We start from the raw sequence: 26,816 nt of genomic DNA, 5'->3' as shown, positions 1-26,816 counted from the left end.
GAGCCGTACCCGGGGGCCGGGCTCAGGGGGTCGAGCTCAGGAAGCCGGGCTCAGTGGGACTCGGCCGCGGCGGGCGCGTCCGCCCCGGCGGCGGCCGGCTCGGCCAGGTCCACGCTGTCGCGCAGCCGCACCTGCGGGAGGAACAGCACGGCGAGGATGCCGACGACCGCGATGCAGGCCGAGATCAGGAAGATGTGGCCGGTGGCGTCGCCGTAGGCGGCGCGCACGATGGTGCGGATCGGCTCGGGCAGCGCGTCCATGTTGAGGCTGGCGCCGCCGCTGCTCTGGGACGCGGGCACCGGGATGCCGGCCTTGGTGAGGCCCGTGCTGATGTTCTCGGTGACCTGGTTGGCCAGCACCGCGCCCAGGACCGAGACGCCGATCGTGCCGCCCAGCGAGCGGAAGAACGTGATCGCGCCGCTCGCGGCGCCCAGCTCGCGCAGCGGAACGGTGTTCTGCACGGCGAGGACGAGGTTCTGCATGCACATGCCGACGCCGGCGCCGACGACCAGCATCCCCGCGCCGACGAGGACCAGCGAGGTCTCGTGGTCGATCATCGACAGGGCCGCGAAACCGAGCGTGAGCACGATCGAGCCGACGAGGATGTACGGCTTGACCCGTCCGCTCCGCGAGACCATCCGCCCGGAGACCGTGGACGACACGAGCACGCCGAACATCATCGGGATGGTGAGCAGGCCCGCCTCGGTGGGGCTGTAGCCGCGGCCGATCTGGAAGTACTGCCCCAGGAAGACCGCACCGCCGAACATCGCCATGCCGACGGCCAGGCTGGCGAGGATCGCGAGAGCCGGGGTGCGCCGCCGGATGACGTGCAGCGGGACGACCGGCTCGCGGACCACGGACTCCACCCAGACGGCGACGGCCAGCAGCACGACCGAGGCGCCGACCATGGCGAAGGTCTGCCAGGAGATCCAGTCGAAGGAGTTGTGGACGAAGGTGACCCAGACCAGCAGGATGCTCACGCCCGCGGCGATGAGGAGCGCGCCGGGGTAGTCCACCGAGGTGCCCGGACGGCGGACCGAGACGATGTCGAGCGTGCGGTGCAGGACGATCAGCGCGATCGCGGTGAACGGGATCGGCAGGAAGAAGCACCACCGCCAGCCCAGCCAGGACGTGTCGGTGATCAGGCCGCCCAGCAGCGGCCCGCCGACCGTGGCCACGGCCATGACCGCACCGAGGTAGCCGTTGTACTTGCCCCGCTCCTTCGGGCTGATCATGGCGGCGATGATCACCTGGACCAGGATCTGCAGGGCGCCCATGCCCAGGCCCTGAACCGCTCGGAAGCTGATCAGCATCGCCGTGTTCTGGGCGAAGCCGCAGGCCAGCGAGGCGACGAGGAAGATGCCGATGGCGATCTCGAGCAGCAGCTTCTTGCTGAACAGGTCGGCGAGCTTGCCCCAGATGGGGGTCGAGGCGGTCGTGGTGAGCAGGGCCGCGGTGACCACCCAGGTGTACTGCGACTGGGTGCCGTCGAGGGAGCCGATGATCTGGGGCAGCGAGACCGACACGACCGTGCTGCTGATCATCGCGAGGAACAGGACGAGGAGCAGGCCGCTCAGCGCTTCGAGTATCTGCCGGTGGCTCTTGGCCCCCGTCTCCGGCAGCGTGGGTGCGCTCACGCGCAGCCTCCAATCGGGATGGGTGAGGACGACTGCCTCAAGATTACATGCCCACTGGGCAACTTTGCGCAGTGGGCAATGTTTTAGCGACTAGGCTGAGCCCACCATGGAGACGACGGCGGGGTTGCGCGAGCGTAAGAAGGCCGAGACGCGGCAGGCCATCCACAAGGCCACCCTGCGGCTCGCCGTGGAACGCGGGCTGGACCACGTCACCGTCGACGACATCGTGGAGGCCGCCAACATCTCGCGCCGGACCTTCTCCAACTACTTCGGCAGCAAGGAAGACGCCCTCCTGTACGGCGAGGAGCAGCGCATCCGGTCCCTGGTGCGGGCGATCCGCGAACGGCCGGCGGGGGAGTCGGGCTGGCGGGCGCTGCGCGGCGCCGTGCGCGACGAGCTGGAGGGCGTGGGGGAGCCCGAGCGGGAGTGGGCGGTGCGCACCTCTCTGACCAGGCGCCACCCGGCCCTGCTCGCCCGGCAGCTCGCCAACCACGCCGCACTGGAACGGGAACTGGTCCAGGCGATCTCCGACCGCGACGGGGCGGGGGAGCCGGCCGCCGACCTGAAGTGCCGGATCATGGCCGCGGCCTTCCTCGCCGCGTTGCGCATCGCGACGCACGTCTGGATCGAGGAGCAGGAGGCCCGCCCGCTCTCGCAGATCATGGAGCAGGCCCTCGACGAGGTGGCCCGGCCCTTCCGCTGAGCCCCCCGGGGCTCTCCGCCGGCCCGGTCTTCCGCTGAACTCCTGCCGGGCTCCTGCCTCTCCTGCCGGGCTCCTGCGAGGCTCAGCCGGTGAAGCGGACGAGGAGCAGCGCGAGCCTGAGGTCGTGGTGCTCGCGCGGGAGCCGCCCGCCGCGCATGAGGGTCACCAGGCCGTGGAGGGCCGCCCAGAAGGTCTCGGTCAGCGCGCCCAGGCTGTCGCCGCCCGAGTAGGGGCGGACGGCCTCGGCCAGCTCGCCGAAGGCCGCCTGCAGGGCGGGCGGGGCCTCGGGGGTGGCGAACGGCAGCGGGACGACCAGGCTGAATATCACGTCATAGAGGGCCGGGTGCCGGTCGGCGAAGGCCACGTAGGCCGCGCTGACGCCGGCGATGGCGCGGCGCGCGTCCGGCGCCGCGGTCCTGGCCGCACGCAGCTCCCGGGCCAGGTCGGCGCAGCCCTCCACGGCGACGGCCGCCATGATCGCGCCCTTGCCCGTGAAGTGGCTGTAGAGCACCGGCTGGCTGTACTCGACCCGCTCGGCCAGCCGTCGCGTCGTCACCGCCTCCCAGCCCTCGGCTTCGGCCAGCTCGCGGGCCGCAGTGACGATCAGCTTCTCGCGCTCGGCGCGCTCGCGCTCTCTGCGCGACTGGATGGACATGCTAGGAATCCTAGCAGCGCTAGCGTTTGTCGCAATGCTCTGCTAGCGTCATTCTTGTTCCTAGCGCTGCTAGTTCTCGGAGAGAGACATGCTCACCCCCATCGCGTACGGCCTCGCCGTCGTCCTCAACCTGTTCGTCCTGTTCATCGGAGCCCGTTTCCTGCTCGTGCCCCACGCGGCGGCCGCCGGCTACGGCGTCCCGGCCAAGAAGGACGGCGACGTGGCCTACCTGACGATCAAGGGACTGCGTGACGGGGGCTACGGGCTGCTGGGCCTGGCGCTGCTGGCCTTCGCCGGAGCCCGCGCCGAGGCCTGGTACATGCTGATCGTCGCCCTGCTGCCCCTGGGCGACACCCTGATCGTGCTGCGCAACGGCGGCACCCGGGCGGTCGCGTTCGGCATCCACTTCGCGACCGCCGTGATCGTCTTGATCAGCGCCGCCCTGCTCTTCGCCGTGTGACCCCCGCACCCGTCGCACCACTTTCGTAAAGGACTCCCGAATGTCGCTGGTCGTCCCCCGCTTCTCCGACTCCGTGATCGTGCGCTCCGCCGACGCCGAGGTCATCGGCCGGACCCCCACCACCATCCGGCTACTGGCCGACAGCAGCGCCACGGGCGGCGCCCTGTCCGCCCAGCGCGTCACCCTCACCGACGGCGCGGACGGCGCCGCTCCCCACCACCACGCCGGCTCCGCCGAGCTGTTCTACCTGCTCGACGGTCGCGCCCAGCTCCTGACCGGGGATGAGGTCGTCACCGCGGAACGCGGCGACCTCGTCATCGTCCCGCCCGGCCTCGCCCACGCGTTCGCCGCCGCCCCCGGCCACGACGCCGACATCCTCATCGTCATCACGCCAGGCGTGGAGCGCTTCGAATACTTCCGGCACCTGGAGCGCATCGCCTACGGCAGGCAACCCCCGGAGTCCCTCCTGGAGGTTCAGGAGCTCTACGACAACCACCTGCGCACGAGCGCCGTCTGGAACGCCGCCAGGAGCGGGCGGGCCGTCTAGCGCGGTGGAAGGGCACTACCATCGCGGCATGGCCCCCACCAAGGCCGACCTGGAGGCGGCGCGGAACGCGACGATCGACGACGTGCTCGGCCCCGAGCTCGACGTGCTGTTCTGTGGGATCAACCCCAGCCTCTACTCGGCCGCGACCGGTCACCACTTCGCGCGGCCGGGCAACCGGTTCTGGCCCGTGCTGCACCTGTCCGGTCTCGTGCCACGCAGGCTCGCGCCGTCCGAGCAGCACCTGCTCCCGTCGTACGGGCTCGGCATCACCAACATCGTGGCCAGGGCGACCGCGCGGGCCGACGAGCTGACCCCGGACGAGCTGCGCGAGGGCGGCGCGCGGCTCGCGCGACTGGTCGCGGAGGTCCGCCCCCGCGTCCTGGCGATAGCGGGGGTGTCGGCCTACCGGGTCGCCTTCGCGCGCCCCGCCGCCCGGATCGGCCCGCAGGAGGAGACGGTCGGCGGGGCGGCACTGTGGGTGCTGCCCAACCCCAGTGGGCTGAACGCCCATTTCGATCTCGATAGGCTCACTGCCGAGTACGCACGGCTGAGGCGCACCACGCCGGATTCGCCGGCCGATCGTCCCGAAGGAGGCCGTCCATGACAGCGGCAGCGGATCGCCCCGTCCTCTCACTGATGCTTGCCGTGCCCGACGCGAGCGCGGCAGCACGCTGGTACGCACAGGCGCTCGGCGCCACCACGCTGTGGGACCTCGGCGGGGTCGTCGGGCTGACGGTCGGTGGAGCGCCCTTCTTCCTCGGCGAGCCGGAGAAGAACGGCTGGGCCACTCCCGCCGAGGCGGGCACGAGGACCGTGCGGGTCGAGGTATTCGTCGACGATCCGGACGCCTTCATCGCGCGAGCCGTGGCCGCCGGCGCGGACGGCGGCGTCGATCGGATTCGCGACCACGAGATGCCCTGGGGCGTTCACCGTCAGGGCGGCTTCCTCGACCCGTTCGGTCACCTGTGGCTCGTCGGAGACAGGTCCCCGCTCACGGCCCACGAGGTGCGACCGCCGGCCCCTTCGGCGGACTGAACGCCCGCTGGAGGCTGGAGGCCATCGCGGCCGAGACGGCCCGCCCGCGCCCGCCGCCGGCCTGACGGGATCGACCGCCGCGGTCAGTGACGGCCCGCTCCCGGCTCCTCTCCGCCCAGAGGCCGCTCCACCTCTGCCTCGCGCCCGGCCCGCACACTGGTGGACAGGAATCGGGCGGCCTCGTCGAGCGCCGCGTCGGCCTCGTCGAGGTGGCCGAAGTGGTTCTGGAAGACGTGCGGCACCTGCGGCCAGACCCGCAGCGTGACCTCCACCTCGTCGGCCGCCGCGCGCCCGGCGAGCCGGACGGCGTCGTCCAGCAGGAGTTCGTTCGAGCCGGCCTGCACCAGCAGCGGGGGCAGGCCCCGAAGGTCGGCGAACACGGGGCTCGCCAGCGGCTGGGCGGGATCCTGACCGGCCAGGTAGGGGGTGGCGAACGCCTGGAGCGCCTCCCGGGTGAAGATCGGGTCGGCGTCCTTCTTCGTGCTCATGCTCTGCCCGCCGAGTGTCAGGTCGGTCCAGGGGGAGAAGACGACGGCGCCCGCCGGCTGCGGCAGGCCGGCGTCGCGGGCCGCGACCAGGGTGGCGACGACCAGCCCCCCGCCCGCGGAGTCCCCGGCGAGCACCAGTTCCTCCGGTCGCACGCCACCGTCGAGCAGTGCCCGATAGGCGGCGAGACCGTCGTCCACCGCGGCCGGGAAGGGATGCTCGGGAGCCAGCCGGTAGTCGAGGGACGTGGCCCGCAGCCCGGCGCGGCGCACCAGCTGGGCGGTGAACCCCGCGTGCGTGCCGGGCGACCCCAGGACGTAGCCGCCGCCGTGGAAGTGGAGCAGCCGCCCGCGGCCGGCGGTGGTGGCCGGGGTCAGGTCGAGCGCGGGGCGGCCGGCGAGCACCGTCTCATGCGCCGTGACGTCGTCGGGCAGGGGCCGGGAGAGGGCGAGGGCGAATCCGGCGCGCCGCTCGGCCAGGGTCGGGTTCGGGCGCACGGGGGCGTTGCGGTGCAGGGCGTCGACGGCCTCGCGCTGCTGGCGGGTCATCCGGACCTCCAGGATCGTCGGGGTGGAAGGATGCATTCCGTGGAATGCACGTACGGTCGGCAACCCGATTCCGGAGAAGATGATTCCTCGGAATCAACTGTCGTGGGAAATGTGACGGACATCACTCGCCTGTTCACCGATCTCGTCCGCGTCGAGACCCGGCTCTACAACACCGTGAGCGACCGGCTGCGCGCCGAGCACGGCATCGGTCTGGGACAGTTCGAGTTCCTGGAGATCATCGACGGCCGCCCGGGATGCCGGGTGCTCGACATCGTGCGCGAGGTGGGGATCACCGTCGGAGCCGTGAGCAAGGCCGTGGACCGGCTCGAGAGCGCGGGCCTGTGCGTGCGCGCGGCGCACCCGGACGACCGGCGGTCCTCCGTCCTCAGCCTCACGCCGGAGGGTTCCCGGCTCCTGGCCGCGGCCCGCCCGACCTTTCAGGAGGAGCTCGCGGCCCGCACCGCCGCGGTCCCGGCCGCCGAGCTCGCCCGGACCGCCACGACGCTCGCCACCCTGCGCGCGGCGTTGGAGGAGCACCGGCGGGACGGGGCCTGAGCCCTGCCCCGCCGATTCACCTGCCCTGCCGGCTCACCTGCCCTGCCGGCTCGGGCGACCGCGTCTCAGGAGTGGCCGGGGCGGGACAGGATCCGCCCCGCGGCCGGCGGGGGCAGCTGCGCCACCTCGCGGTCGTGGAAGGCCACCATGTCCTCGGCGCCGGCGTACAGTTCGGCGACGGCTCGGGCGCAGCCCTCGACAACCGGCGCGTCGGTGATCCGCCGCCCGCCCACGTGGGCGCCGATCTCGTCGTAGAGGATCTCGTACATCAGGTCCCTGGTGAGGATCAGCAGCTCGGGCAGGGGCGCGCGGCTCTCCAGGTGACCTACGGACCGGGCGTGCAGCGCCCGTGCCCGCTCGCCCGCGCGCGTGCGCGCCGCGAGCAGCACGATCTCCCACTGCAGGTACGGCGTCGGCGGCATCTCGACGATCCGCAGCCGGCGCAGCTCCGCCCGGGGAGGCAGGTCGTCGGCGAAGCGCATCTCGTCCATCAGTGCGAGCGACCGGTCCCAGTCTCCGCTCATCATGGCGACCCAGCTCGGGGTGTCGGGCTCGTGGAAGTGCTGGGCGCGTTCCAGCTTCCACACGACGCCCTCCATCCGGCGTAGGTGGTCGTAGAGCTCGGTCCGGTACTCCGCCGCGGGAAGCACCTCTCCCGCGGCCTGTCTGACGTGCTCGAACGCTTCTCCGGGCATGAAGTCTCCTTCGGCCGAAGCCGAATCGCTGGTCGGAGCGCGCCAGGCTCCGGCCCGGATCTGGAACGTGGCGCGCGTGGGTCTTCCGCGGACGTCTGGTGAGTCAGTTCCCCGTCGAGTTGCTGCACACGGCCGTCTCCGTCGCGTCCAGCAGCCTGATCGTGATCTGCCTCGTCCTCGCCGTTCCTTCGGTCTCCTGCACCACCTCGGGTTCTGGCTCGGCCGGCTTCATCTCACCCTCCGTTCGTCGGCGTGGCCGCAAACTCTCCCCCGAGGGCGACATGTCGATCGTTGGCCGCTGCTGATCCGGGGTCAAGGCCCAATCTGGGGGGACTTCTCCGACAGGCCGGACGGGGGCGGCAGCGGGGCCACCTCGCGGTCGAAGAACGGCAGCAGGTCCTCGCCCTCGCCGTACAGGGAGGCCAGGGCCGACAGGCAGGGGGCGACGACCTCGGGGTCGGTGATCCGGCGGGCGCCGACGGCGGCCCCGATCTCGTCGTAGCGGACCTCGTACAGCAGGCCCGGGCCGAAGACCACCAGTTCGGGCAGCGGCGCCCGGGTCTCCAGCGGTGCGACCGCCGGCGCACCGAGCACCCTGATCTCCTCGCCCGCCGCCACCCGTACGACGAAGATCTGCGCCTCCCACTGCAGGTAGGCGGTCAGGGGCAGCTCGACGACGCGCAGCCGCCGGAACGGGGCCCGCTCGCGGTACATCGCGGTCAGCGGGGCCCGCATCTCCTCGATGAGCTCGACGGCCAGCGCCCAGTCGCCCGCGTCGGCGGCCCGCCAGCTCGGCACGGCCGGCTCGTGGAAGTGCTGGGCGCGCTCCAGCTTCCACACCACCTCCGCCGCGTCGCGGTAGACCTCCTCGAACTCGGCCTGGTAGGCGTCCAGCCCCAGGAACTCGCCGTCGGCGGCCCTGACGTCATCGAACACATCGCTCGGGATCACGGTTCCTCCTCAGCAGTCCGGCGGCACGGCGCGCCCTCGGGCCGTGCCTGCGCCACCACGTCGTGGCCCAGAGGACGTGGAACCCGGTGACGACCAGCACCGTGACCACGCCGTCCGCCGCGTCGACCCAGCCGGGCGGGTCGAGCAGCGTGCGTACGGAACCGGCGAGCAGGCCCAGGGTCACGGGAATCGTCACCGCGGCGGCGAGGCAGAGGCACAGCGCGGTCCCGGCGACGAGCAGCGCGGTGTACGCCCGGACCCACCGGCCCTCGGTCCGCGGCAGCCGGGCGAGCGGATCGGCCGACCGGCGCAGCAGGGCCCGGCGGCACACGTGCGCGGCGTACGCGGCGGAGTCGCCGTACAGGTTCCGGCAGCCCGTCACGTCCTGCAGGACGAAGTAGAGATCGGTGCGCATGAACACCAGGAACTGGGTCGACAGCATGATCAGCGCGGTCAGGGCGACGACGGACAGGGCCGGACGCGGACCGGTCGCCACGGTCAGCAGGAGGCAGACCGCGCACACGGCGGCGTCCAGCGCCATGCCGGAGAGGTAGACCGTCAGCCGGACCCGGCGCTCCGCCAGCCAGATGCCCGACACCTCGGTCTGCGCCGTGAGGAACTGCAGGCGGGTGCCGAACCTGATGCGCCCCGGCACGCCCGCGGCGCGAGCCGTGCACAGATGGGCCAGCTCGTGGAGGAGGATCAGCAGCCATCCGGCCGCCGTCTGCGCGAGCAGGACCAGCGTCCCGCGGTCGCTCCAGAGCAGGTCCCGCCAGCCGGGCATCGTCCCCGGTCGCAGCAGCGCCACCGCCGCCCCGGCCAGGATCACGGCCGCCAAGGCGGCGTGCAGCAACGGATTGAGCGTCCACCGCACGTGGCGGGGCAGCAGCCGGGGAAAGGTGGGCGGCGGGGGAGCGGGCCCGGGGACGGGCCGGCCGTCCACCGCCGCCACCAATCCCGCACGGACCAGGCCGTCGACGAATCCGCCCACGTTCATCCGGGTCCCGGTCTCCGCGCCGAGCCGGCGCTCCACCTCGGGGACCGTGGCCCCCTCCTGGAACAGGCGGATGATCCGCATGCCCGGCGCGGGCACGGCGATGACGTCGCCGGTCTCCACCCGCCCGACGATCCACTCCTCGCGATCCCGGCGTACGCCGAGGTCGTGCAGGGTCACCCGGGTCGGTGTCATGACGAGTGGCCCGCGGGACGCACCGGGGCGGGCGAACGGCCCGCCCCGGTCCTGCCTGACGTATCACACCCCGCTGCCCGTGGCCCGTGCGGCGCTTCGCCGCGCGTCACCCACGAAGAACTCCTCGCGGAAACGGATTTTCCGGCGGGCCCGAAATCCTCGTCCCGCCCGTGGTGATTCCGCGCATGCCCGAAATCGCCGCGGGGCCCGAAATAGCGACATGGCCCGAAAATCCCCTCGCGGGAATTCCACGCAGGCGCCGGCTTTCCGCGGGACCCGGGAAAGGCGCCCACGGCTCCGCTACGGCCTCCTCCGCCTTGCGATGCATCCATCGGGGTTCCCGCTCGTGGCGGGCGGCATGTGTCAGGCACCCTCGGGCGGCCTCAGGTCGAGTTCCCCTGGCTGAAGGCCGTCGTCTCGATCTTGTCGAGTCTGCGGATCGCGATCTCGGCCGCGACGGGCTCGGCCGCTTCCTCCGGCTGGGTCTGGTTTTGCTCTTGAGGGGTCATCGAGCACCTTCTGTTGTGGATTGTTGGTGCGGACCTCGCGCGAGAAAACATCTAAATGTTCGGATGTCGCACATGATCGGTCAAGTCCTATTTTGTGACTTGGTCGATGTCCGCTGAATTCCACAGACCCGGCAGTCGGGGCGAGGCGGATGCCGGACCCACACATGCTGGTCAGGTGCGACGAGGTTCAGCCCGACGACCGTTCCGGTGACGGGCTCGGGCACTCCGGTGATGAGCGAGATCACCGAATGGGCGACCAGATGCCCCGACAGGCCGGCCGAGGCGGCGACCACGGCCGGTCCTCCGAGGTCCACCGGAAGACCCGGTCTACGGCGGCGCGCCTCGCCCGCCGACAGGCACTCGTAGCAGGCGCCGCGGCCGGGGGTGAAGACGCCCACGGTCACGAGCGGGCCGTTGTAGCCTCCGCCGACCCAGGGCACGCCCGCCCGCGCGCAGACGCGGTTGGCCCAGATCCGGATGCCCGGCTCCCTCGGCTCGTCGGCGCACAGCGCGAGGACGTCGGCGCCCGCCACGACGGACAGCAGGTCCGCCTCGCTGCCGATCGCCCGCCGCTCGCCGGTGACCTCGATGTCGGAGTTCAGCCGGCGCAGCCTGCCGAGGGCCGCGTCCACCTTGGCGCGGCCGAGGTCGTCCTCGGTGTAGAGGACCTGCCGGTTCAGGTTCGACAGCTCCACCACGTCGGCGTCGACGCAGTGCAGGCGGCCGACGCCGGAGGCGGCGAGGGCCCACGCGGCGTGACTGCCCGTGCCCCCGAGGCCAAGCACCACGACCCGTGCGGCCCGCAGCCGCACCTGCGCGTCCCACCCCTGCCGCCCCGGCGTCAGGTCGACCTGATGGAAGAACGCCTGGCTCCTGTCGTACCGCCTGCGCTCGCGTTCGCTGAGCTCGCCCGGTGCCGGGGCCGCGGCGTCCTCCACGTGCCCCGACGCGATCAGGGCGGCGACGATCCGCGCCGCCTGGGGCGCGGAGACGCCGGGCAGCCGCCGGCACACGGCCTCCGCGACGTCCGCGGGAGACCGGGTGCCGTCCATCAGGGTGAGCGCGGCCCACGCGCCCCCCGTCGGATCGCTGATCTCGGTGGCGATCCCGTAGATCTCGCCGCCGATGCGCACCGTTCCGTCATCGAAGCGGTGCGGCTCGTGCCTCCGCTTGACCCGTGGCAACAGCACGTGTCCCGGTTCCTCCTCGGCAGGGGGTTGCGTGCGGTCCTACCGAGAAGTCATCACCTGGAGCTCCGATTCGCAAGACCCGAAGTCAGTGCCGCATGGAGTGCCGGTGATGACGCCGGTGGTGGGTCATGCCGAGCACCGCCTTCACCACCAGGGCGACGACCAGGAGCTTGAGCACCAGGAACGGCGGCCACATCGGACCTGCCACCAGGACGACGATCGCGGCCACCGGGATGAGGAACATCGCCGGATGCGGACGGTGGCCGTGCCGCCGCGAGACCATGCCACGTCCCCACTGCGGGCCGCCGGGCCGGAAGGGACCGTACGGCCCGGGGCGCGCGCCCAGGGGGGAGCGGGGGAAGGAACCGGGGAAACCGGGCATGCCGGCGGAGGGGAAGCCCGGGTGCCAGGGGCCCCCGGTCCGTGCGTCGCCGGCCCAGTGGCCGCCGCCCGGCGCGCCCCCCGCCCGGGCGTCGGCCGGCCACGCGCCGGGCAGGTCGGCGGTCACTCGCCGGAGGTCCTCGGCGGTGCGCGCCGAGAGCGTCGCGTCGAGGCGCTCGTCGAGCTCCTCGCGGGTGATGCGGCCCTGCGCGAACGCGTCGTGCAGGAGCCGCGTCACCTCGTCGCGCTCCCGGTCGCCGATCCGCAGCCCGCCGTGCGTCGGACCGTTCGGCGGGGCGTGGCCCGCCGACCCTGACCTCGGCGGGGTGTGGCCCGCCGACCCTGCGCTCGGCGTGCCGCCGCCGCGGGAGGCGTGTGCGCCGCCTGCGGCGGCGGGCTCGTCGGGGGAGACCATCGTCATTCCTCCACAGGGTCGCCGTCGGCGAGGATCCGGTACAACTGCCGCCTGGTCTCGGTCAGGACCTGCCTCGCCTGCCTTACCTGCCCCTCGCTGCCCGAATGGGCGATCTGGAACAGTGCGGACGCCGCCTGCCTGGACAGGTCGAACAGCTCGTGGACGTCGTCCCCGATGTCCGGCGTCATCTCCTCCCAGGGCGCCCGGACCTCGTCACCGTGCTCCTCGACGTAGGCGCGACCGGTCTCGGTGAGCTGGAACGTCTTGCGCCCGTCGGTCTCCTCCGCGCGCACCAGGCCCTCGTCGGTGAGCTGCTGCAGCGCCGGGTAGACCGCGCCCGGGCTGGGCTTCCATCCGCCCTGGCTGCGCTCGGCGATCTCCTGGATGATCTGGTAGCCGTTGCGCGGCTCCTCGGCGAGCAGGGCGAGGATCGCCGCCCGCACGTCGCCGCGCTTGGCCTTCCTCGGCCGTCCGAAGCCCCGGGGGCCGAACGGGAAGTTGCCGCCCGCCCACGGTGGCCCGAACGGGCCGGGCCCGAAACCGCCCCACGGGCCGCGCCCCCGCATGCCGCCCCTGTGCCGGTGCTCGTGAGGGCCCCCGCCCTCGTGATGTTCCTGGTGCCACATGGCCGCCCCCTTCGTGAACGCCTCGCGCATCGCGCGCCGCATCTCGTGTCTCAACCGGTGCTCGAACCCCGTGCGGGCCCAGGGCCCGCCGACCGTGCCTGCCGAACTCATCGCAGTGCCCCCTTCTGGTTCCCGACTTGTCTGCTTCACGATCCGTTCTCGATGGCTCAACGATATATCGCGATGGTTCTTACGACAATCCCCGGGTAAGAGTGACGTAGCTCACGGGGAAGTTTTTCGAGTAGGGGGAACAGGGCCCGAGACCGTAGCGTTACCTCTCACGAAGACGGGATCGTTCTGCTCTGAGAGGGCTGGGGGGTGCTCTTGGAGCGGGACGATCCCGTCTTTGTCATTCCGGCCGCCGTCACGGGGGAAAGTTCCGGGCCGCCGGGGCCCCTGGCGCGTTCCCGCCGCCACCGTCCTGCGGGGCCGACACGCAGCCGGACCGGTGGGTGTTTCGCGGAATTTGTCAGTGCTTTGCCGTAGAGTCTCAAAGCGTGATCTTGTCATGATGGGGCATTCGCACGCCCTCAGCGGGGCGGCGGTGTGGCTGGCGGTGGCGCCGGTCCTGGTGGCACTGCCGGAGGCGCTGGGACATCCGGAGCTTGCGACGATGACGGGGCCGATCCTGACCCCGCCCGAGCTCGTCGCGGGTGCCGTGGTGTGCGCGGGCGCGGCCATGCTGCCCGATCTCGACCACCCCAGTGCCACGATCGCCCAGACGTTCGGACCGGTGACCTGGCTGCTCAGCAAGGGCGTGAACTTCGTGAGCGGCGGGCACCGCCACGCCACCCACTCGCTGCTGTTCAGCGTCCTGATGGGAGTGGGAGCGCACCTGCTCGGCGACCGCTACGCCGTCGGCCGCGACATCCTGGTCGTGCTGATGATCGGCCTGGCGATCCGCGCCGTGGGCATCGGCGTGCCCGGCAGGACGCTCACCTCCGCGATCGTGAACGTCGGCCTCACCGCGGCGCTGTTCCTCACCTTCATGACGCTCGGGGTCACCTACTCCTGGCTGGGGCTGGCCATCGGGGTCGGCTGCCTGGTGCACGTGATCGGCGACTGCCTGACCGAGCGCGGCTGTCCCGTCTTATGGCCGATCAAGGGGCGCTGGCTCCTGCCGTGGGATATCGGGATCAAGACCGGCAAGGCGTTCGAGAAGCAGTTCCTCGGCCCGGCGCTGTCGATCGTGGTGATCGCGCTGTTCTGCCTGCGGCTGATGCCCGCCTGAGCGAGGAGGCCTCGCGGCCGGCGTGTTCGCGGGAACTTCCCGGAACCGGAAAATCCGCCTGTCTGCCGACGTCAGTGCGACGCCCGTCGGCCTACCGAAGAGTAACTTGATGTCGAGATATCTTGAGGGATATCTTGATGTCGAGACATCCTCCGAGCCGCACAGGTTAGGGCAACCTAATTGTCAGGAGTGTCCCGTGCGTGCGGGAGGATGCAGACGATACCTGTGACAAGCCCGGAACCCTGGGGAGGCGAACTTCGTGTCCGCGAACAGCTTCGGCAGCCGTGACACGCTGCGCGTCGGTGACGCGTCATACGAGATCTACCGGCTGGACGCCGTCGAGGGGTCGGCGCGCCTCCCGTACAGCCTCAAGATCCTGCTGGAGAACCTGCTCCGCACCGAGGACGGCGCGAACATCACCGCCGACCACATCCGCGCCATCGCGGGCTGGGACCCGAACGCCCAGCCGAGCGTTGAGATCCAGTTCACACCCGCGCGCGTGATCATGCAGGACTTCACCGGCGTGCCCTGCGTCGTCGACCTCGCCACGATGCGCGAGGCCGTACGCGACCTGGGCGGCGACGCGGCGAAGATCAACCCGCTCGCGCCGGCCGAGATGGTCATCGACCACTCGGTCATCGTGGACTTCTTCGGCCACCCCGACTCCTTCCAGCGCAACGTCGAGCGGGAGTACGAGCGCAACCGCGAGCGCTACCAGTTCCTGCGCTGGGGCCAGACGGCGTTCGACGAGTTCAAGGTCGTCCCGCCGGGCACCGGCATCGTCCACCAGGTCAACATCGAGCACCTGGCCCGCGTGGTCATGACCCGCGACGGCAAGGCGTACCCGGACACCTGCGTGGGCACCGACTCCCACACCACGATGGAGAACGGCATCGGCGTCCTCGGCTGGGGCGTCGGAGGCATCGAGGCCGAGGCCGCGATGCTCGGCCAGCCGATCTCGATGCTGATCCCGCGGGTGGTCGGCTTCAAGCTGACCGGCAAGCTGCCGGCCGGCGCCACCGCGACCGACCTCGTGCTCACGATCACCGAGATGCTGCGCCAGCACGGCGTGGTCGGCAAGTTCGTGGAGTTCTACGGCGAGGGCGTCTCCAGCGTGCCGCTGGCCAACCGCGCCACGATCGGCAACATGAGCCCCGAGTTCGGCTCCACCTGCGCCATCTTCCCGATCGACGGCCAGACCGTCGACTACCTCAAGCTCACCGGCCGCTCGCCGGAGCAGGTCGCGCTGGTCGAGGCGTACGCCAAGGAGCAGGGCCTGTGGCTCGACCCCTCGGCGCCCGAGCCCGCCTTCAGCGAGTACATCGAGCTCGACCTGTCGACCGTCGTCCCGTCGATCGCCGGGCCCAAGCGCCCGCAGGACCGCATCCCGCTGGCCGACGCCAAGTCGGCCTGGCGCGCGGCGGTGCGGGACTACGTGGCGGATGACTGCATCCAGGGTCCCGCCGACGAGGCGTCCGCCGAGTCGTTCCCGGCCTCCGACTCTCCGGCGATCTCCCACAGCGGGGCGGGCGACGTGCCGCACGCGGTCCGCCGCAACGGGGAGCGGCCGCACCGGCCCACGCCGGTCACGCTGTCGGACGGCACATCCTTCGAGATCGACCACGGTGTCGTCACGATCGCGGCGATCACGTCCTGCACGAACACCTCCAACCCGTACGTCATGCTCGGCGCGGCCCTGCTGGCGAAGAACGCGGTGGACAAGGGCCTGTCGCGCAAGCCGTGGGTGAAGACCTCGCTCGCCCCGGGCAGCCAGGTCGTCACCGGCTACTTCGAGCGGTCGGGTCTCCAGCCCTACCTCGACAAGCTGGGCTTCAACCTCGTCGGCTACGGCTGCACCACCTGCATCGGCAACTCCGGCCCGCTTGAGCCGGAGATCTCCGCCGCGATCCAGGACAGCGACCTCGCGGTCACCGCCGTGCTGTCGGGCAACCGCAACTTCGAGGGCCGGATCAACCCCGACGTCAAGATGAACTACCTGGCCTCGCCGCCGCTCGTGGTGGCGTACGCGCTGGCCGGGTCGATGGACGTCGACCTGAACAACGAGCCGCTCGGCGTCGGCGCCGACGGGCAGCCGGTCTTCCTCAAGGACATCTGGCCGTCGCCCGAGGAGGTCGCGACGGTGGTGTCGGAGTCGATCAGCCAGGACATGTTCAAGCGTGACTACGCCGACGTGTTCAAGGGCGACGAGCACTGGCAGTCGCTGCCGATCCCGACCGGCGACACCTTCGAGTGGGACCCGGAGTCGACGTACGTCCGCAAGGCGCCGTACTTCGACGGCATGCCGGCCAAGCCCGAGCCGGTCACGGACATCCGTGGCGCCAGGGTCCTGGCCAAGCTGGGCGACTCGGTCACCACCGACCACATCTCGCCGGCGGGCTCGATCAAGGCCGACACCCCGGCGGGCCGCTACCTGCGCGAGCACGGCGTCGAGGTCAGGGACTTCAACTCGTACGGCTCCCGCCGCGGCAACCACGAGGTGATGATCCGCGGCACCTTCGCCAACATCCGGCTGCGCAACCTGCTGCTGGACGGCGTGGAGGGCGGCTACACCCGCGACTTCACGGCGGGCGGGGAGCAGGCGTTCATCTACGACGCGTCGCAGAACTACCAGGCCGCCGGCATCCCGCTGGTCGTCCTGGCCGGCAAGGAGTACGGCTCGGGGTCGTCGCGCGACTGGGCGGCCAAGGGCACCGCGCTGCTCGGCGTGCGCGCCGTCATCGCCGAGTCGTACGAGCGCATTCACCGGTCGAACCTGATCGGCATGGGCGTGCTGCCGCTGCAGTTCCCCGAGGGTGAGAGCGCCGGCTCGCTGGGCCTGACCGGCGAGGAGACCTTCGACATCGTGGGCGTCGAGGAGCTCAACACCGGCTCGACCCCCGCCACCGTCACCGTGCGGGCCGGGGACGTCGAGTTCCAGGCCGTGGTGCGGATCGACACGCCCGGCGAGGCGGACTACTACCGCCACGGCGGCATCATGCAGTACGTCCTGCGCTCCCTGCTCGCCAAGAGCTGAGCGCATCCTCATCGGACACGACGCCGTCCTGGACGGGATCTCGGTCCCGTCCAGGACGGGCGGCCCCCCGCTGGGCCGAGGCGTGAAGAGTGACTCGGGGAAGGCAGGCATCCGCGCCACGCGGCACGAGCACCTCACGCTTCCGTCCTGCGGGCATGGGAGCCGCTCAGGCGGCTCGCCTACGCCCTGATGAGATGGCTCAGGACGACGCGCATCTTCTCGAGCGTCGGCTCCTCCACCCAGCCGATCCTCCTGGTCAGCCGCCGCACGGAGATGGCGCGGAACTGCTCCACCATCGCCCAGCTCTGCTTCTCCAAACCCGTGCCGGGGGCGATCTCGACATGGCTGGGCCAGCCGCGCTCGGTGGTGGTCAGCGGCACGGTGAAAACCAAGCCCATCCGCACGTCGTTGATCGCGCGGCCGCTCATGACCACCACCGGTCTCGGCCCGCCCTGCTCTCGGCCCGTCGGTTGACCGTAGTCGGCGAGCCAGAGGTCACCGCGGGTTATCCGCATCGTCCTCCTTCGGGGGCAGGTGGGAGGACCAGTCCTCCGGCTCGAGACCGTCTGGAGCGGCCCGGTCGAAGGCGGCTGTCTCCGCCAGGTGATCGGCCCAGCCCTCGGGGTCCTCGCGCCGGGTCCGTTCGACCGCTGCTCGCATCTCTTCCCAGAACTTCTTGTGTTCGTACTCGGCGACGGCGTCGTCGATCACTGCTGTCATGGGTCTGCCTTCCTGTTTGGCGATCGCCGCGAGTTTGTCGCGAGTAAGAGTGCTGACCCGGATCGTCGTGTGGCGTTGCTCGCTCCCCATACCGCGAGGCTACGATCCTGTCTACAAAAAGCGCTATGGCGATGTCGCCACGTGGGAGTCTACGAAGGCTCCGATTACTCTCGCAACATATTTCAGTTACTGACGGTGATTGTCCGAGTTCTCGGGCCCGATAACCGGTTGCCGGGCGGAACCGGGGCACCGCTAGGGTCCGGCCCATGGATCACGACGTGGCGTTGCTGCTCCTCGCGGGAGTGGCCGTCTTCATCGGGGCGGTCGTGCAGGGCGGGGTGGGGTTCGGCCTGGGCCTGGTCGCGGCACCCCTGATCACGCTGCTCGATCCCTCGGTCATGCCGGGGGCGGTCCAGGTCGTCAACATGGCGATGCCGTTGTTCACCCTGGCCAGGGAGTGGCGCAGGGCCGAGTGGCGGGGAGCGGGGTGGGCCCTGCTGGGGCGGCTGCCGGGAAGCGCGATCGGCGCCCTCGTGGTCGTCTACGTGAGCACGGCGACGCTCGGCGTGCTGGTCGGCGTGATGGTGCTGGTCGCGGTCGTGCTGACGGCCCGCGCCGTGTCCGTGCCGCGCAACGGCGCGACGCTCACGGCGGCCGGGTTCCTGTCGGGGATCACCGGCACGGCCACCGGGATCGGCGGCCCGCCGATCGCCCTGGTCTACCAGAGCGCACGCGGCCCGCAGATCCGGGCGACACTGGCCATGTTCTTCTGCGTGAGCGCCGCGCAGTCGCTCGTCATCCTCGCGCTCCTCGGCAGGCTCCCGGGGCGCGCCCTGGCCGCGGGGGTGGCGCTCGTGCCCTTCGTCCTGCTCGGCTTCGCGGCCTCGGGGCCGCTGCGCCGATACCTCGACGGCGGGCGGCTGCGTACGGCCGTCCTGACCGTGGCCGCCGTCTCCGCCTGCGCGCTGCTCGGGCAGAGCCTCGCGCACTGAGCGCGCCTCCTGTGCCCGATCGCCGGACGGCAGGCGGCCGCCGGCGGGCTCCGGCGGTCCGCCGAGCCTGGTCGGCAGGGTAGTCTTCCCGGGCCGGAGGGACCGGCGAGGGCGACGCGCCCGCCCGGCGCGATATCCGGCGACAGGTCGCGCACGACCTCACGGCCCCCGGCGCGGCGGCTGAGCGACCGGCGGGACAGAACGGGCGGAGGCGTCGCCGGCCCCCGCGTCGCGGGCCCCTCCGCCGTACGCGCGAGCGTCTCCGCCGGCGGTAGGCGCATCGGGGTCACGGACGTGTTCACGATCATCCGTCGAGCCGGGCGCGACGGAGCGCGGCCGATGTTGATCGTACGTTTCTTCATTGTTACCGCGAACAACAAACGTTACCGTCCTGTGTCTTTCACCACCTGGGCTTTGGGCTTACGTTGTCTCAAACAACATTCCCTGGAGCGGTGAACGCCGTGACCCGGCCCCTGCCGTACCGGGTGGCCAAGGTGCCTACAGCCCACGAGATCTGCCCAGACGGCGGGAAGGGGCACCGGCTCGGCCGCACCCCCTCATAGACCCCCAGTCAAAGAAAGGACCCACGCATCATGCGCAAGGGGATCCTCAGCATCGGCGCCGCCGCCGCGGCGCTCACCCTCGGTCTCACCGCCTGCGGGGGCGAGAGCGGTGACACCTCCGCGGAGTCCAGCGGCGCCCCCTCGGCCGCCGCCGGCGACGCCAAGCCCGGCAAGATCGGCGTCATCCTGCCGGACAGCAAGTCCTCCGCCCGGTGGGAGACCGCCGACCGGAAGTACCTCCAGGAGGCGTTCGACGCCGCGGGCGTGCAGTCGGACATCCAGAACGCCCAGGGCGACAAGACCGCGTTCCAGACGATCGCGGACCAGATGATCACCAACGGCGCGACCGTCCTGATGATCGTCAACCTGGACAGCGGCACCGGCAAGGCCGTGCTGGACAAGGCCAAGTCGCAGGGCGTCGCGACGATCGACTACGACCGCCTCACGCTCGGCGGCAGCGCCTCCTACTACGTGTCGTTCGACAACACGGCGGTCGGCAAGCTGCAGGGCGAGGGCCTGGTCAAGTGCCTGACCGACAAGAAGGCCGACAAGCCGATCATCGCCGAGCTGAACGGCTCGCCGACCGACAACAACGCCACGCTGTTCAAGCAGGGCTATGACGGCGTGCTGCAGCCGAAGTACGACTCCGGCGACTACAAGAAGGGCCCGGACCAGTCGGTTCCGGACTGGGACAACACTCAGGCCGGCACGATCTTCGAGCAGATGCTGACCCAGGAGCCGAAGATCGCCGGTGTCCTGGCCGCCAACGACGGCCTCGGCAACGCCGCGATCTCGGTGCTGAAGAAGCAGAAGCTGAACGGCAAGGTCCCGGTCACCGGCCAGGACGCCACCGTGCAGGGCCTGCAGAACATCCTCGCCGGCGACCAGTGCATGACGGTCTACAAGGCCATCAAGAAGGAGGCCGACGCGGCCGCGCAGCTCGCGGTCTCGCTGGCCAAGGGCGAGCAGCCGCAGGCGAGCGGCACGGTCAAGGACACCGAGGGCAACCGCGACGTCCCGTCCGTGCTGCTGGAGCCCCAGGCCATCTTCTTTGACAACGTCAAGGACGTCGTGGCCGACGGCTTCGTGAGCAAGGACGAGCTGTGCACCGGCGAGTTCGCCGACAAGTGCACCGAGGCCGGCATCAGCTAAGCACATCCATCCACCGGGTGCGTACGGCGACGCGGACCCCCCTGAGCGGGCGACGTGCTGAGCCGCGACGAGCACCGTGCGGGGCGCACTGTCATGAAGACACGGTCCCGAGACGACCTGTCCCGGAAGGACAGTGCGCCCCGCACCGCCCGGAGCGACGAGAGGCGGCCCGGAGAACGGCGCCGTACCGGCCCCATCGATCTACGGAGTAGCCCATCGTGTCCCAGGGACCGATCCTGGAACTGCGCGGCATCAACAAGAGCTTCGGCCCCGTGCAGGTCCTTCACGACGTCGCCTTCTCGGCCTACCCGGGCGAGGTGACAGCACTCGTCGGCGACAACGGCGCCGGCAAGTCGACGCTGGTCAAGTGCATCGGCGGCATCCACCCGATCGACTCGGGCGAGTACTTCTTCGATGGCGAGCGGGTCCACGTGAGCGGGCCGAGGGACGCGGCGGCGCTGGGCGTCGAGATCGTCTACCAGGACCTCGCCCTCTGCGACAACCTCGACATCGTGCAGAACATGTTCCTCGGCCGGGAGCGCCGCAGCGGTCTGGTGCTGGACGAGGACACGATGGAGGAGATGGCGGCCAAGACCCTGGCCGGCCTGTCGGTTCGCACCGTCAAGTCGCTGCGCCAGCACGTCTCCAGCCTGTCCGGCGGTCAGCGGCAGACCGTGGCGATCGCCAAGGCCGTGCTCTGGAACAGCAAGGTCGTCATCCTCGACGAGCCGACCGCCGCCCTCGGCGTCGCGCAGACCGCGCAGGTGCTCGAACTGGTCCGCCGCCTGGCCGACAAGGGTCTCGCGGTGGTGCTCATCTCCCACAACATGAACGACGTCTTCGCTGTGTCCGACCGGATCGCGGCGCTGTACCTGGGACGGATGGCGGCCCAGGTCAAGGCATCCGAAGTGACCCACGCGCAGATCGTGGAACTGATCACCTCCGGGCGCAGCGGGGAGCTCGGGCTCAAGAACGGCAACGGAGCGGCATCATGACAACCGAAACGCTCCCCAAGCAGGAGAACGCCGAGTCCTCGCTCGGTGTGCACGTCAAGGGCTACCTCGAGCGGATCAAGGGCGGTGAGCTGGGGGCGCTTCCCGCGGTCTTCGGCCTCGTCATCCTCTGCGTGGTCTTCTCGGTTCTGCGCCCCGCCTTCCTGTCGGCGGTCAACTTCGCCAACCTCTTCACCCAGGGCGCGGCGGTCGCCGTCATCGCCATGGGCCTGATCTTCGTGCTCCTCCTCGGTGAGATCGACCTGTCCGCCGGTTTCGCGAGCGGCGTCTGCGCGGCGGTCCTCGCCGTGCTGCTCACCCTGCAGGGCTGGCCCTGGTATCTCGCGGTCCTGGCCGCGATGGTCACCGGCGCGGTCATCGGCCTGGTGCTCGGGTCGCTGGTGGCCAAACTCGGCATCCCGTCCTTCGTGGTCACGCTGGCCGCGTTCCTGGCCTTCCAGGGCGTCGTCCTGCTGCTGGTGAAGGACGGCACCAACATCTCGATCCGCGACGAGACGATCCTCGCGATCGCCAACAAGAACGTCCCGCCCGCCGCCGGCTGGGCCGCGCTGGCCGTGGGCGTCATCGCGTACGCCGCGATCCAGCTCGTGCAGGCCCGCCGCCGCGCGGCACGCGGCCTGGTCGCCACCCCGATCGCGGTCATCGCCGCCCGGGTCGTGACGCTCGCCGTGGTCGCCGGGTTCGCGGTGTACGTGCTCAACGTGGAGCGCAGCCGCAACGCGGCGCTCGTGTCGCTCAAGGGCGTGCCGATCGTCGTCCCGCTGATCGTGATCCTGCTGATCGTCTGGACCTTCGTGCTGCGGCGCACGGCGTACGGCCGGCACATCTACGCGGTCGGCGGCAACGCCGAGGCCGCCCGCCGGGCCGGCATCAACGTGGACCGCATCCGCATCTCCGCCTTCGTCATCTGCTCCTTCATGGCCTCGCTCGGCGGCATCATCGCGGCGTCGCGGGCCAACTCGGTCGACCCCAACACCGGCGGCAGCAACGTGCTGCTGTTCGCGGTGGGCGCGGCCGTCATCGGCGGCACCAGCCTCTTCGGCGGCAAGGGCCGGGCGCTCGACGCGCTGCTCGGCGGCGCGGTGGTCGCGGTCATCGAGAACGGCATGGGCCTCATGGGCTACAGCGCCGGCGTCAAGTTCGTCGTGACCGGCTCGGTGCTCCTGCTCGCCGCGGGCGTGGACGCGCTGTCGAGGAAGCGCGCGGCGGCGACCGGCAGAAGATGACGTGATCGGGACCGATAAGGTGATCTCCGCCCCCTGACCTGGTCAGGTTCCCCCCGACCCCACGAAATCCGAGGCTGCCCCGATGATGCGCGCCGGTCCCTCACAGGAGGAGATCCGCAAGCACAACCTCGGGACGCTGCTGCGGCACGTCCATCTCGGAGGGCCGACCTCACGGGCCGAGCTGACCTCGCTGATGGGGTTGAACCGGAGCACCATCATGGCGCTCACGGCGGACCTGACGGCGGCCGGCCTCGTCAGGGAGGAACTGCCCAAGGACACCGGCCGGGCGGGGCGGCCGTCGCTGGTCGTCCGCCCGGAGACGGCCCGCGTCTACGTCCTCGCCTTCGAGGTCGGAGTCGACCGGCTGGCCGCCGCGCGCATCGGCCTCGGCGGTGTGATCCTCGACCGCCGGGAGGCCGTGCGGGCGCGCGGGCCGTTCGACATGGCGCAGGTCGTGGGGACGCTGGCGGGCTTCGCCCGGCAGATGCGGCGCAGGACGCGCGAGGACACGATCTGCGTCGGCGCGGCGGCGGCGGTCTCCGGGGTGGTCCGCGCCTCCGACGGCGTGGTCAGGATCGGGCCGAACATCGGCGCGTTCGAGGTGCCGCTGGGGGAGGAGCTGACCAAGCGGCTCGCGCTCGGGCTGCCCGTGGCGGTGGGCAACGAGGCCAACCTCGGCGCGCTCGCCGAGCACACCCGCGGGATCGGCGCGGGCTGCCGCGACCTGATCTACCTGCACGGCGACGTGGGCATCGGCGGCGGGATCATCGTGAACGGCCAGCTTCTCGGGGGGTACGGCGGGTACGGCGGCGAGGTGGGCCACATGGTGGTCAACCCCGACGGCCGCCCGTGCGCCTGCGGCTCGCGCGGCTGCCTGGAGGCCGAGGTGGGGGAGCCCGCCCTGATGGAGCACGCCGGCCGGTACGGCGAGATGATCGGCAGGGACGCGGTCCGCGCCGTCGTCGACGCGGCCGACCGGGGCGACGTGATGGCCCAGGAGGCCCTCGCCCACGTGGGCAACTGGCTCGGGCTCGGCGTGGCCACCCTGGTGAACGTCTTCAACCCCGAGATGGTCGTCTTCGGCGGCATCCTGCGGGAGATCTATCTAGGCTCGGCCGCCCAGGTGCGCAGCCGGATCGCCACCGGCACCCTGCGCGCGACGCGGGAGCAGGTGCGGCTGCGCACAACGGCCCTGGGCGACGACGCGACGCTGATGGGGGCCGCCGAGCTGGCCTTCGCCCAGGTGCTCGCCGACCCCCTCGAGGCGCTGTCCCGAGTGGCCCCGGCCCCCTTCGGCGGCTAGGCGACCCTGGAGGCGGGGGCGGAGAAGGTGTCGCAGGCCTTCGGGCCGCGACCCGACCAGCCGCGCGTGAGCCAGTAGCGGATGTTGCGCGTCTTGCCGTGCCACATGTCGCCTTCGACCTCCTCGAGCTGCTCGTCCCAGTCGTGCCGGTCGCGGCCGAGCGAGTTCCAGACGCTGCGGACGAAGGCTCCGGAGAAGCAGTCGGCCTGCAGCTCGATGCGGCGGTTGAGGTCGTGGGCCCGCTTCCCGCTCAGCGTGCGGAACCGCCGCTCGAACTCGGCCAGGATGCCGGCGCGGTCCTGCGCGTGGTGGCCGTACTCGTGGGCGACGATCGTGAAGAGATCGAACCCCATGCGGTCCGACAGCTCCTCCTTGGACAGCATGATCCACATCGTCGTGTTCGCGGGGCAGTACAGGGCCGCGGCGTAGCTCGCCACGAATTGGCCGCAGCCCGTGTACACGCTCTTCGTGATGTAACGCACCTTGGGCGGGGAGAACCGCAGTCCGGCCTGCCGGAACCTCTCGCGCCAGGTCCGGTCGAGGCAGCCGAGCAGGTCGTCCAGGTAGGCCCGGTAGGAGTCGAGGTCGTCGGCCCACCGGGCCGGCTCGGTGCACTCCGAGGACTCGAAGGCGCCCGTGGCGTAGAGCGGGTTCCTCGTCAGCGCTCCCGGGCCGGTGGGCACGGGCCGCGCCGAGGCGCCGGAGGCGCCCGCCGTGCCGGTGAGGGACAGGGCTCCCGCCACCGCCGTGACCATGACGGCGGCCGCCCGGAGGCTTATGCGAATCATCATTGGGCATCCCAAGCGGACAGAGAGATAGTCAGGAATGTGGCGAATCGCCCGAATATCCGGTAACGCGGACTTTCCTTCTAGGGGATCATGAGGGTAGGGCAGGAGGCGGCGACGGGTAAAGCGGAATCGATGTCGGCGCCGGGAAGGTCTTGTGGAGGTTCGGTGCAACCCCTGATACCCCCGCACCTTCCTCGAACTAGACTCGATCCGTTCGATGGCGAGCGGGAAGGATGAGCGGTGGGGATTCTGGAGACGATCAAGGACCCGCTCGACGTGAAGCGTCTTGAGGCCGGGGAGTTGCCCGCGCTAGCGGCGGAGATCCGCGATCTGCTGGTCTCCACAGTCGCGAGGAACGCAGGCCACCTCGGGCCCAACCTCGGCGTCGTCGAGCTGACCATCGCCCTCCACAGGGTCTTCGACTCGCCGCGCGACCCGATCCTGTTCGACACCGGCCACCAGTCGTACGTGCACAAGCTGCTGACCGGGCGGGCCGGCCAGTTCGGCACGCTGCGGCAGGAGGGCGGCCTGTCGGGGTACCCCAGCCGGGCCGAGTCGGAGCACGACTTCATCGAGAACTCGCACGCCTCCACCGTCCTGTCGTACGCCGACGGGCTGGCCAAGGCGCTCGTACTGCGCGGCGACGCGGACCACACGGTGGTCGGGGTGATCGGCGACGGCGCGCTGACCGGCGGCATGGCCTGGGAGGCGCTGAACAACATCGCCGGGCGCAAGGACCTGCCGCTGATCATCGTGGTCAACGACAACGGCCGCTCCTACTCGCCGACGATCGGCGGCCTCGCCTCCCACCTGTCGTCCCTGCGGATGAGCCAGGGCTACGAGCACGTGCTCGAACTGGTGAAGAACAACCTCGGCCGGGTGCCCGTGGTCGGCGCGCCGCTGTACGACACGCTGCACGGCATCAAGAAGGGCCTGAAGGACATCCTGACCCCGCAGGTCATGTTCGAGGACCTCGGGCTGAAGTACGTCGGCCCGATCGACGGCCACGACGAGGGCGCGGTGGAGGCCGCGCTGCGCCGCGCCAGGGGCTTCCGCGGGCCCGTCATCGTCCACGTGCTCACCCGCAAGGGCAACGGCTACAGCCACGCGGAGAACCACGACGAGGACTGCTTCCACTCGCCGCAGCCCTTCGACATCGAGACCGGCGAGGAGCGGCCCAAGCCGCACAGCTGGACCAACGTGTTCAGCGACGAGATGGTCAAGGTCGGCGCCGAGCGAAAGGACGTCGTCGCGATCACCGCGGCGATGCTCCACCCCACCGGCCTGGCGGCGTTCGCCGAGGCGTACCCGGACCGCATCTACGACGTGGGCATCGCCGAGCAGCACGCCCTGACCAGTGCCGCGGGGCTCGCGATGGGCGGTCTTCACCCGGTCGTGGCGGTCTACGCGACCTTCCTCAACCGGGCCTTCGACCAGCTCCTGATGGACGTGGCGCTGCACCGGCAGCCGGTCACCGTCGTGCTCGACCGGGCCGGGGTCACCGGCGACGACGGGCCGAGCCACAACGGCATGTGGGACCTGTCGATCCTCCAGGTGATCCCCGGGCTGTCGGTCGCCGCCCCTCGCGACGGCGCGCGGCTGCGCGAGCTGCTGGCCGAGGCGGTCGCGATCGAGGACGGCCCGTCGGTGATCCGTTTCCCCAAGGGCGCCCTGCCCAAGGACGTGGAGGCCGTCGGCAAGCTCGGCGAGATGGACGTGCTCCGCACCGGCGACGCCGACGTGCTGCTGGTCGCGGTCGGCCCGATGGCCGAGGTCTGCATGGAGGCCGCCACCCTCCTCGACGCGCAGGGCATCTCGGCCACCGTGGTGGACCCGCGCTGGGTGAAGCCGCTGGACGAGGCGCTGGTGCTGGCCGCCGCCGCGCACAAGCTGGTCGTCGTGGTGGAGGACAACGGCCGGGTCGGCGGCGTGGGCGACGCCGTGGCGCGCCTGCTGCGCGACGCCGACGTGGACGTGCCGGTGCGGACCTACGGCATCCCCCAGCGCTTCCTCGATCACGCCAAGCGGGTCAAGATCCTTTCCGAGATCGGCCTGACCGGGCAGGACCTCGCGCGTCAGATCACCGAGGCCGTGGCGCGCAGGTCGCAGGTGATGGAGAGCCATCCGGCGCGGCTCGTGCAGCCCACGGATTGATAACCAGGAGTAATACCGGTGTGACCGGGAAGTCTGCAGGTCATCGACGTGATGAGGA

General features: G+C 71.0%; 28 protein-coding genes. 14 read left to right on the top strand and 14 right to left on the bottom strand.

Translation table 11 applies throughout. The features are described from left to right. Window positions 1–50: 50 nt before the first annotated feature. Window positions 51–1,544 carry an MDR family MFS transporter gene (locus ACIBK1_RS10355; RefSeq protein ID WP_387069541.1) on the bottom strand — a complete coding sequence of 498 codons (1,494 nt, stop codon included), beginning with the start codon at window positions 1,542–1,544 and terminating at the stop codon, window positions 51–53. A 199-nt stretch (window positions 1,545–1,743) separates the two neighbouring features. On the opposite strand from ACIBK1_RS10355, the gene ACIBK1_RS10350 reads away from it, so the two are divergent. Beyond that, complete coding sequence (locus tag ACIBK1_RS10350) at window positions 1,744–2,340, top strand: TetR/AcrR family transcriptional regulator (RefSeq protein WP_030505469.1); 597 nt, start codon at window positions 1,744–1,746, stop codon at window positions 2,338–2,340. Window positions 2,341–2,422: 82 nt separating this feature from the next. Here ACIBK1_RS10350 and ACIBK1_RS10345 read toward each other — a convergent pair whose 3' ends face one another. Next, a complete protein-coding gene (locus tag ACIBK1_RS10345; RefSeq protein ID WP_396733904.1) occupies window positions 2,423–2,995 on the bottom strand; it encodes a TetR/AcrR family transcriptional regulator in 573 nt (190 codons plus the stop codon). Between the two features lie 88 nt (window positions 2,996–3,083). On the opposite strand from ACIBK1_RS10345, the gene ACIBK1_RS10340 reads away from it, so the two are divergent. The 4 genes from ACIBK1_RS10340 to ACIBK1_RS10325 are packed head-to-tail and all read left to right on the top strand — an operon-like array spanning window position 3,084 to window position 5,037. Continuing rightward, complete coding sequence (locus ACIBK1_RS10340; RefSeq protein WP_030505467.1) at window positions 3,084–3,455, top strand: DUF4267 domain-containing protein; 372 nt, start codon at window positions 3,084–3,086, stop codon at window positions 3,453–3,455. 40 nt (window positions 3,456–3,495) lie between these two features. Next, the gene (locus ACIBK1_RS10335) at window positions 3,496–4,002 is read left to right on the top strand and encodes a cupin domain-containing protein (RefSeq protein WP_396733901.1); all 507 of its coding nucleotides are present in this window, start codon (window positions 3,496–3,498) and stop codon (window positions 4,000–4,002) included. A gap of 28 nt (window positions 4,003–4,030) precedes the next feature. Further along, window positions 4,031–4,606, top strand: a complete 576-nt coding sequence (gene mug, locus ACIBK1_RS10330) for a G/U mismatch-specific DNA glycosylase (protein ID WP_396733898.1) — start codon at window positions 4,031–4,033, stop codon at window positions 4,604–4,606. Further along, on the top strand, window positions 4,603–5,037 hold the full coding sequence (locus ACIBK1_RS10325; protein WP_396733895.1) for a VOC family protein: 435 nt from the start codon (window positions 4,603–4,605) through the stop codon (window positions 5,035–5,037). The genes mug and ACIBK1_RS10325 overlap by 4 nt, the downstream gene beginning before the upstream one ends. An 83-nt stretch (window positions 5,038–5,120) precedes the next feature. Here ACIBK1_RS10325 and ACIBK1_RS10320 read toward each other — a convergent pair whose 3' ends face one another. Then, a complete protein-coding gene (locus ACIBK1_RS10320) occupies window positions 5,121–6,107 on the bottom strand; it encodes an alpha/beta hydrolase (RefSeq protein WP_231513699.1) in 987 nt (328 codons plus the stop codon). 75 nt (window positions 6,108–6,182) lie between these two features. On the opposite strand from ACIBK1_RS10320, the gene ACIBK1_RS10315 reads away from it, so the two are divergent. Further along, window positions 6,183–6,626: a MarR family winged helix-turn-helix transcriptional regulator gene (locus ACIBK1_RS10315; protein WP_396733892.1), complete on the top strand. Its 444-nt coding sequence runs from the start codon at window positions 6,183–6,185 to the stop codon at window positions 6,624–6,626. 65 nt (window positions 6,627–6,691) lie between these two features. Here ACIBK1_RS10315 and ACIBK1_RS10310 read toward each other — a convergent pair whose 3' ends face one another. From ACIBK1_RS10310 to ACIBK1_RS10275, 8 genes are all read right to left on the bottom strand, one after another. Then, the gene (locus tag ACIBK1_RS10310; RefSeq protein WP_396733889.1) at window positions 6,692–7,321 is read right to left on the bottom strand and encodes a DUF6879 family protein; all 630 of its coding nucleotides are present in this window, start codon (window positions 7,319–7,321) and stop codon (window positions 6,692–6,694) included. 103 nt (window positions 7,322–7,424) lie between these two features. After that, window positions 7,425–7,553: a hypothetical protein gene (locus ACIBK1_RS10305; protein ID WP_269321757.1), complete on the bottom strand. Its 129-nt coding sequence runs from the start codon at window positions 7,551–7,553 to the stop codon at window positions 7,425–7,427. A gap of 80 nt (window positions 7,554–7,633) precedes the next feature. Continuing rightward, window positions 7,634–8,272, bottom strand: a complete 639-nt coding sequence (locus ACIBK1_RS10300) for a DUF6879 family protein (protein WP_156080700.1) — start codon at window positions 8,270–8,272, stop codon at window positions 7,634–7,636. Continuing rightward, a complete protein-coding gene (locus ACIBK1_RS10295; protein WP_030505459.1) occupies window positions 8,247–9,461 on the bottom strand; it encodes a hypothetical protein in 1,215 nt (404 codons plus the stop codon). Before ACIBK1_RS10295 ends, ACIBK1_RS10300 begins: the two co-directional genes overlap by 26 nt. 383 nt (window positions 9,462–9,844) lie before the next feature. After that, window positions 9,845–9,970, bottom strand: coding sequence for a hypothetical protein (locus ACIBK1_RS10290; protein ID WP_264295178.1), 126 nt, complete (start codon window positions 9,968–9,970; stop codon window positions 9,845–9,847). 80 nt (window positions 9,971–10,050) lie between these two features. Then, complete coding sequence (locus tag ACIBK1_RS10285) at window positions 10,051–11,160, bottom strand: HesA/MoeB/ThiF family protein (RefSeq protein ID WP_396733886.1); 1,110 nt, start codon at window positions 11,158–11,160, stop codon at window positions 10,051–10,053. Window positions 11,161–11,245: 85 nt separating this feature from the next. Then, window positions 11,246–11,962: a DUF1707 domain-containing protein gene (locus tag ACIBK1_RS10280; RefSeq protein ID WP_396733883.1), complete on the bottom strand. Its 717-nt coding sequence runs from the start codon at window positions 11,960–11,962 to the stop codon at window positions 11,246–11,248. Further along, the gene (locus ACIBK1_RS10275) at window positions 11,959–12,693 is read right to left on the bottom strand and encodes a PadR family transcriptional regulator (protein ID WP_030505456.1); all 735 of its coding nucleotides are present in this window, start codon (window positions 12,691–12,693) and stop codon (window positions 11,959–11,961) included. Before ACIBK1_RS10275 ends, ACIBK1_RS10280 begins: the two co-directional genes overlap by 4 nt. A 400-nt stretch (window positions 12,694–13,093) precedes the next feature. Here ACIBK1_RS10275 and ACIBK1_RS10270 point away from each other — a divergent pair, with 400 nt between their 5' ends. Together ACIBK1_RS10270 and ACIBK1_RS10265 are read left to right on the top strand one after the other, a co-directional pair. Next, window positions 13,094–13,813, top strand: a complete 720-nt coding sequence (locus tag ACIBK1_RS10270) for a metal-dependent hydrolase (protein ID WP_231513698.1) — start codon at window positions 13,094–13,096, stop codon at window positions 13,811–13,813. 259 nt (window positions 13,814–14,072) lie between these two features. Then, the gene (locus tag ACIBK1_RS10265; RefSeq protein WP_357314156.1) at window positions 14,073–16,847 is read left to right on the top strand and encodes an aconitate hydratase; all 2,775 of its coding nucleotides are present in this window, start codon (window positions 14,073–14,075) and stop codon (window positions 16,845–16,847) included. A 179-nt stretch (window positions 16,848–17,026) separates the two neighbouring features. Here the strand turns inward: ACIBK1_RS10265 and ACIBK1_RS10260 are convergent, their stop codons facing one another. After that, window positions 17,027–17,362: a type II toxin-antitoxin system PemK/MazF family toxin gene (locus ACIBK1_RS10260; protein WP_030505453.1), complete on the bottom strand. Its 336-nt coding sequence runs from the start codon at window positions 17,360–17,362 to the stop codon at window positions 17,027–17,029. Next, a complete protein-coding gene (locus ACIBK1_RS10255; RefSeq protein ID WP_143734224.1) occupies window positions 17,343–17,657 on the bottom strand; it encodes a hypothetical protein in 315 nt (104 codons plus the stop codon). The genes ACIBK1_RS10260 and ACIBK1_RS10255 overlap by 20 nt, the downstream gene beginning before the upstream one ends. Before the next feature lie 176 nt (window positions 17,658–17,833). Here ACIBK1_RS10255 and ACIBK1_RS10250 point away from each other — a divergent pair, with 176 nt between their 5' ends. From ACIBK1_RS10250 to ACIBK1_RS10230, 5 genes are all read left to right on the top strand, one after another. Beyond that, window positions 17,834–18,559 (top strand): sulfite exporter TauE/SafE family protein, encoded by a 726-nt coding sequence (locus ACIBK1_RS10250; protein ID WP_396733880.1) that lies wholly within the window; start codon window positions 17,834–17,836, stop codon window positions 18,557–18,559. 593 nt (window positions 18,560–19,152) lie between these two features. Beyond that, window positions 19,153–20,274 (top strand): sugar ABC transporter substrate-binding protein, encoded by a 1,122-nt coding sequence (locus ACIBK1_RS10245; RefSeq protein ID WP_030505451.1) that lies wholly within the window; start codon window positions 19,153–19,155, stop codon window positions 20,272–20,274. 218 nt (window positions 20,275–20,492) lie between these two features. Next, the gene (locus ACIBK1_RS10240) at window positions 20,493–21,269 is read left to right on the top strand and encodes an ATP-binding cassette domain-containing protein (protein ID WP_030505450.1); all 777 of its coding nucleotides are present in this window, start codon (window positions 20,493–20,495) and stop codon (window positions 21,267–21,269) included. Then, window positions 21,266–22,513 carry a sugar ABC transporter permease gene (locus ACIBK1_RS10235; protein ID WP_030505449.1) on the top strand — a complete coding sequence of 416 codons (1,248 nt, stop codon included), beginning with the start codon at window positions 21,266–21,268 and terminating at the stop codon, window positions 22,511–22,513. Before ACIBK1_RS10240 ends, ACIBK1_RS10235 begins: the two co-directional genes overlap by 4 nt. Window positions 22,514–22,595: 82 nt before the next feature. Then, window positions 22,596–23,816: an ROK family transcriptional regulator gene (locus tag ACIBK1_RS10230; protein ID WP_081903188.1), complete on the top strand. Its 1,221-nt coding sequence runs from the start codon at window positions 22,596–22,598 to the stop codon at window positions 23,814–23,816. Here ACIBK1_RS10230 and ACIBK1_RS10225 read toward each other — a convergent pair. After that, window positions 23,813–24,607 carry a neutral zinc metallopeptidase gene (locus tag ACIBK1_RS10225; protein WP_081903187.1) on the bottom strand — a complete coding sequence of 265 codons (795 nt, stop codon included), beginning with the start codon at window positions 24,605–24,607 and terminating at the stop codon, window positions 23,813–23,815. The genes ACIBK1_RS10230 and ACIBK1_RS10225 overlap by 4 nt on opposite strands. 237 nt (window positions 24,608–24,844) lie before the next feature. On the opposite strand from ACIBK1_RS10225, the gene dxs reads away from it, so the two are divergent. Then, a complete protein-coding gene (gene dxs, locus ACIBK1_RS10220) occupies window positions 24,845–26,758 on the top strand; it encodes a 1-deoxy-D-xylulose-5-phosphate synthase (RefSeq protein ID WP_030505446.1) in 1,914 nt (637 codons plus the stop codon). The last annotated feature ends 58 nt before the right edge of the window (window positions 26,759–26,816 follow it).

The organism is Microbispora rosea, from assembly GCF_044460045.1.
Lineage (GTDB): Bacteria > Actinomycetota > Actinomycetes > Streptosporangiales > Streptosporangiaceae > Microbispora > Microbispora rosea.
Note: the sequence above shows the minus strand (reverse complement) of the source record. Positions and strands in the feature narration are given on the sequence as shown.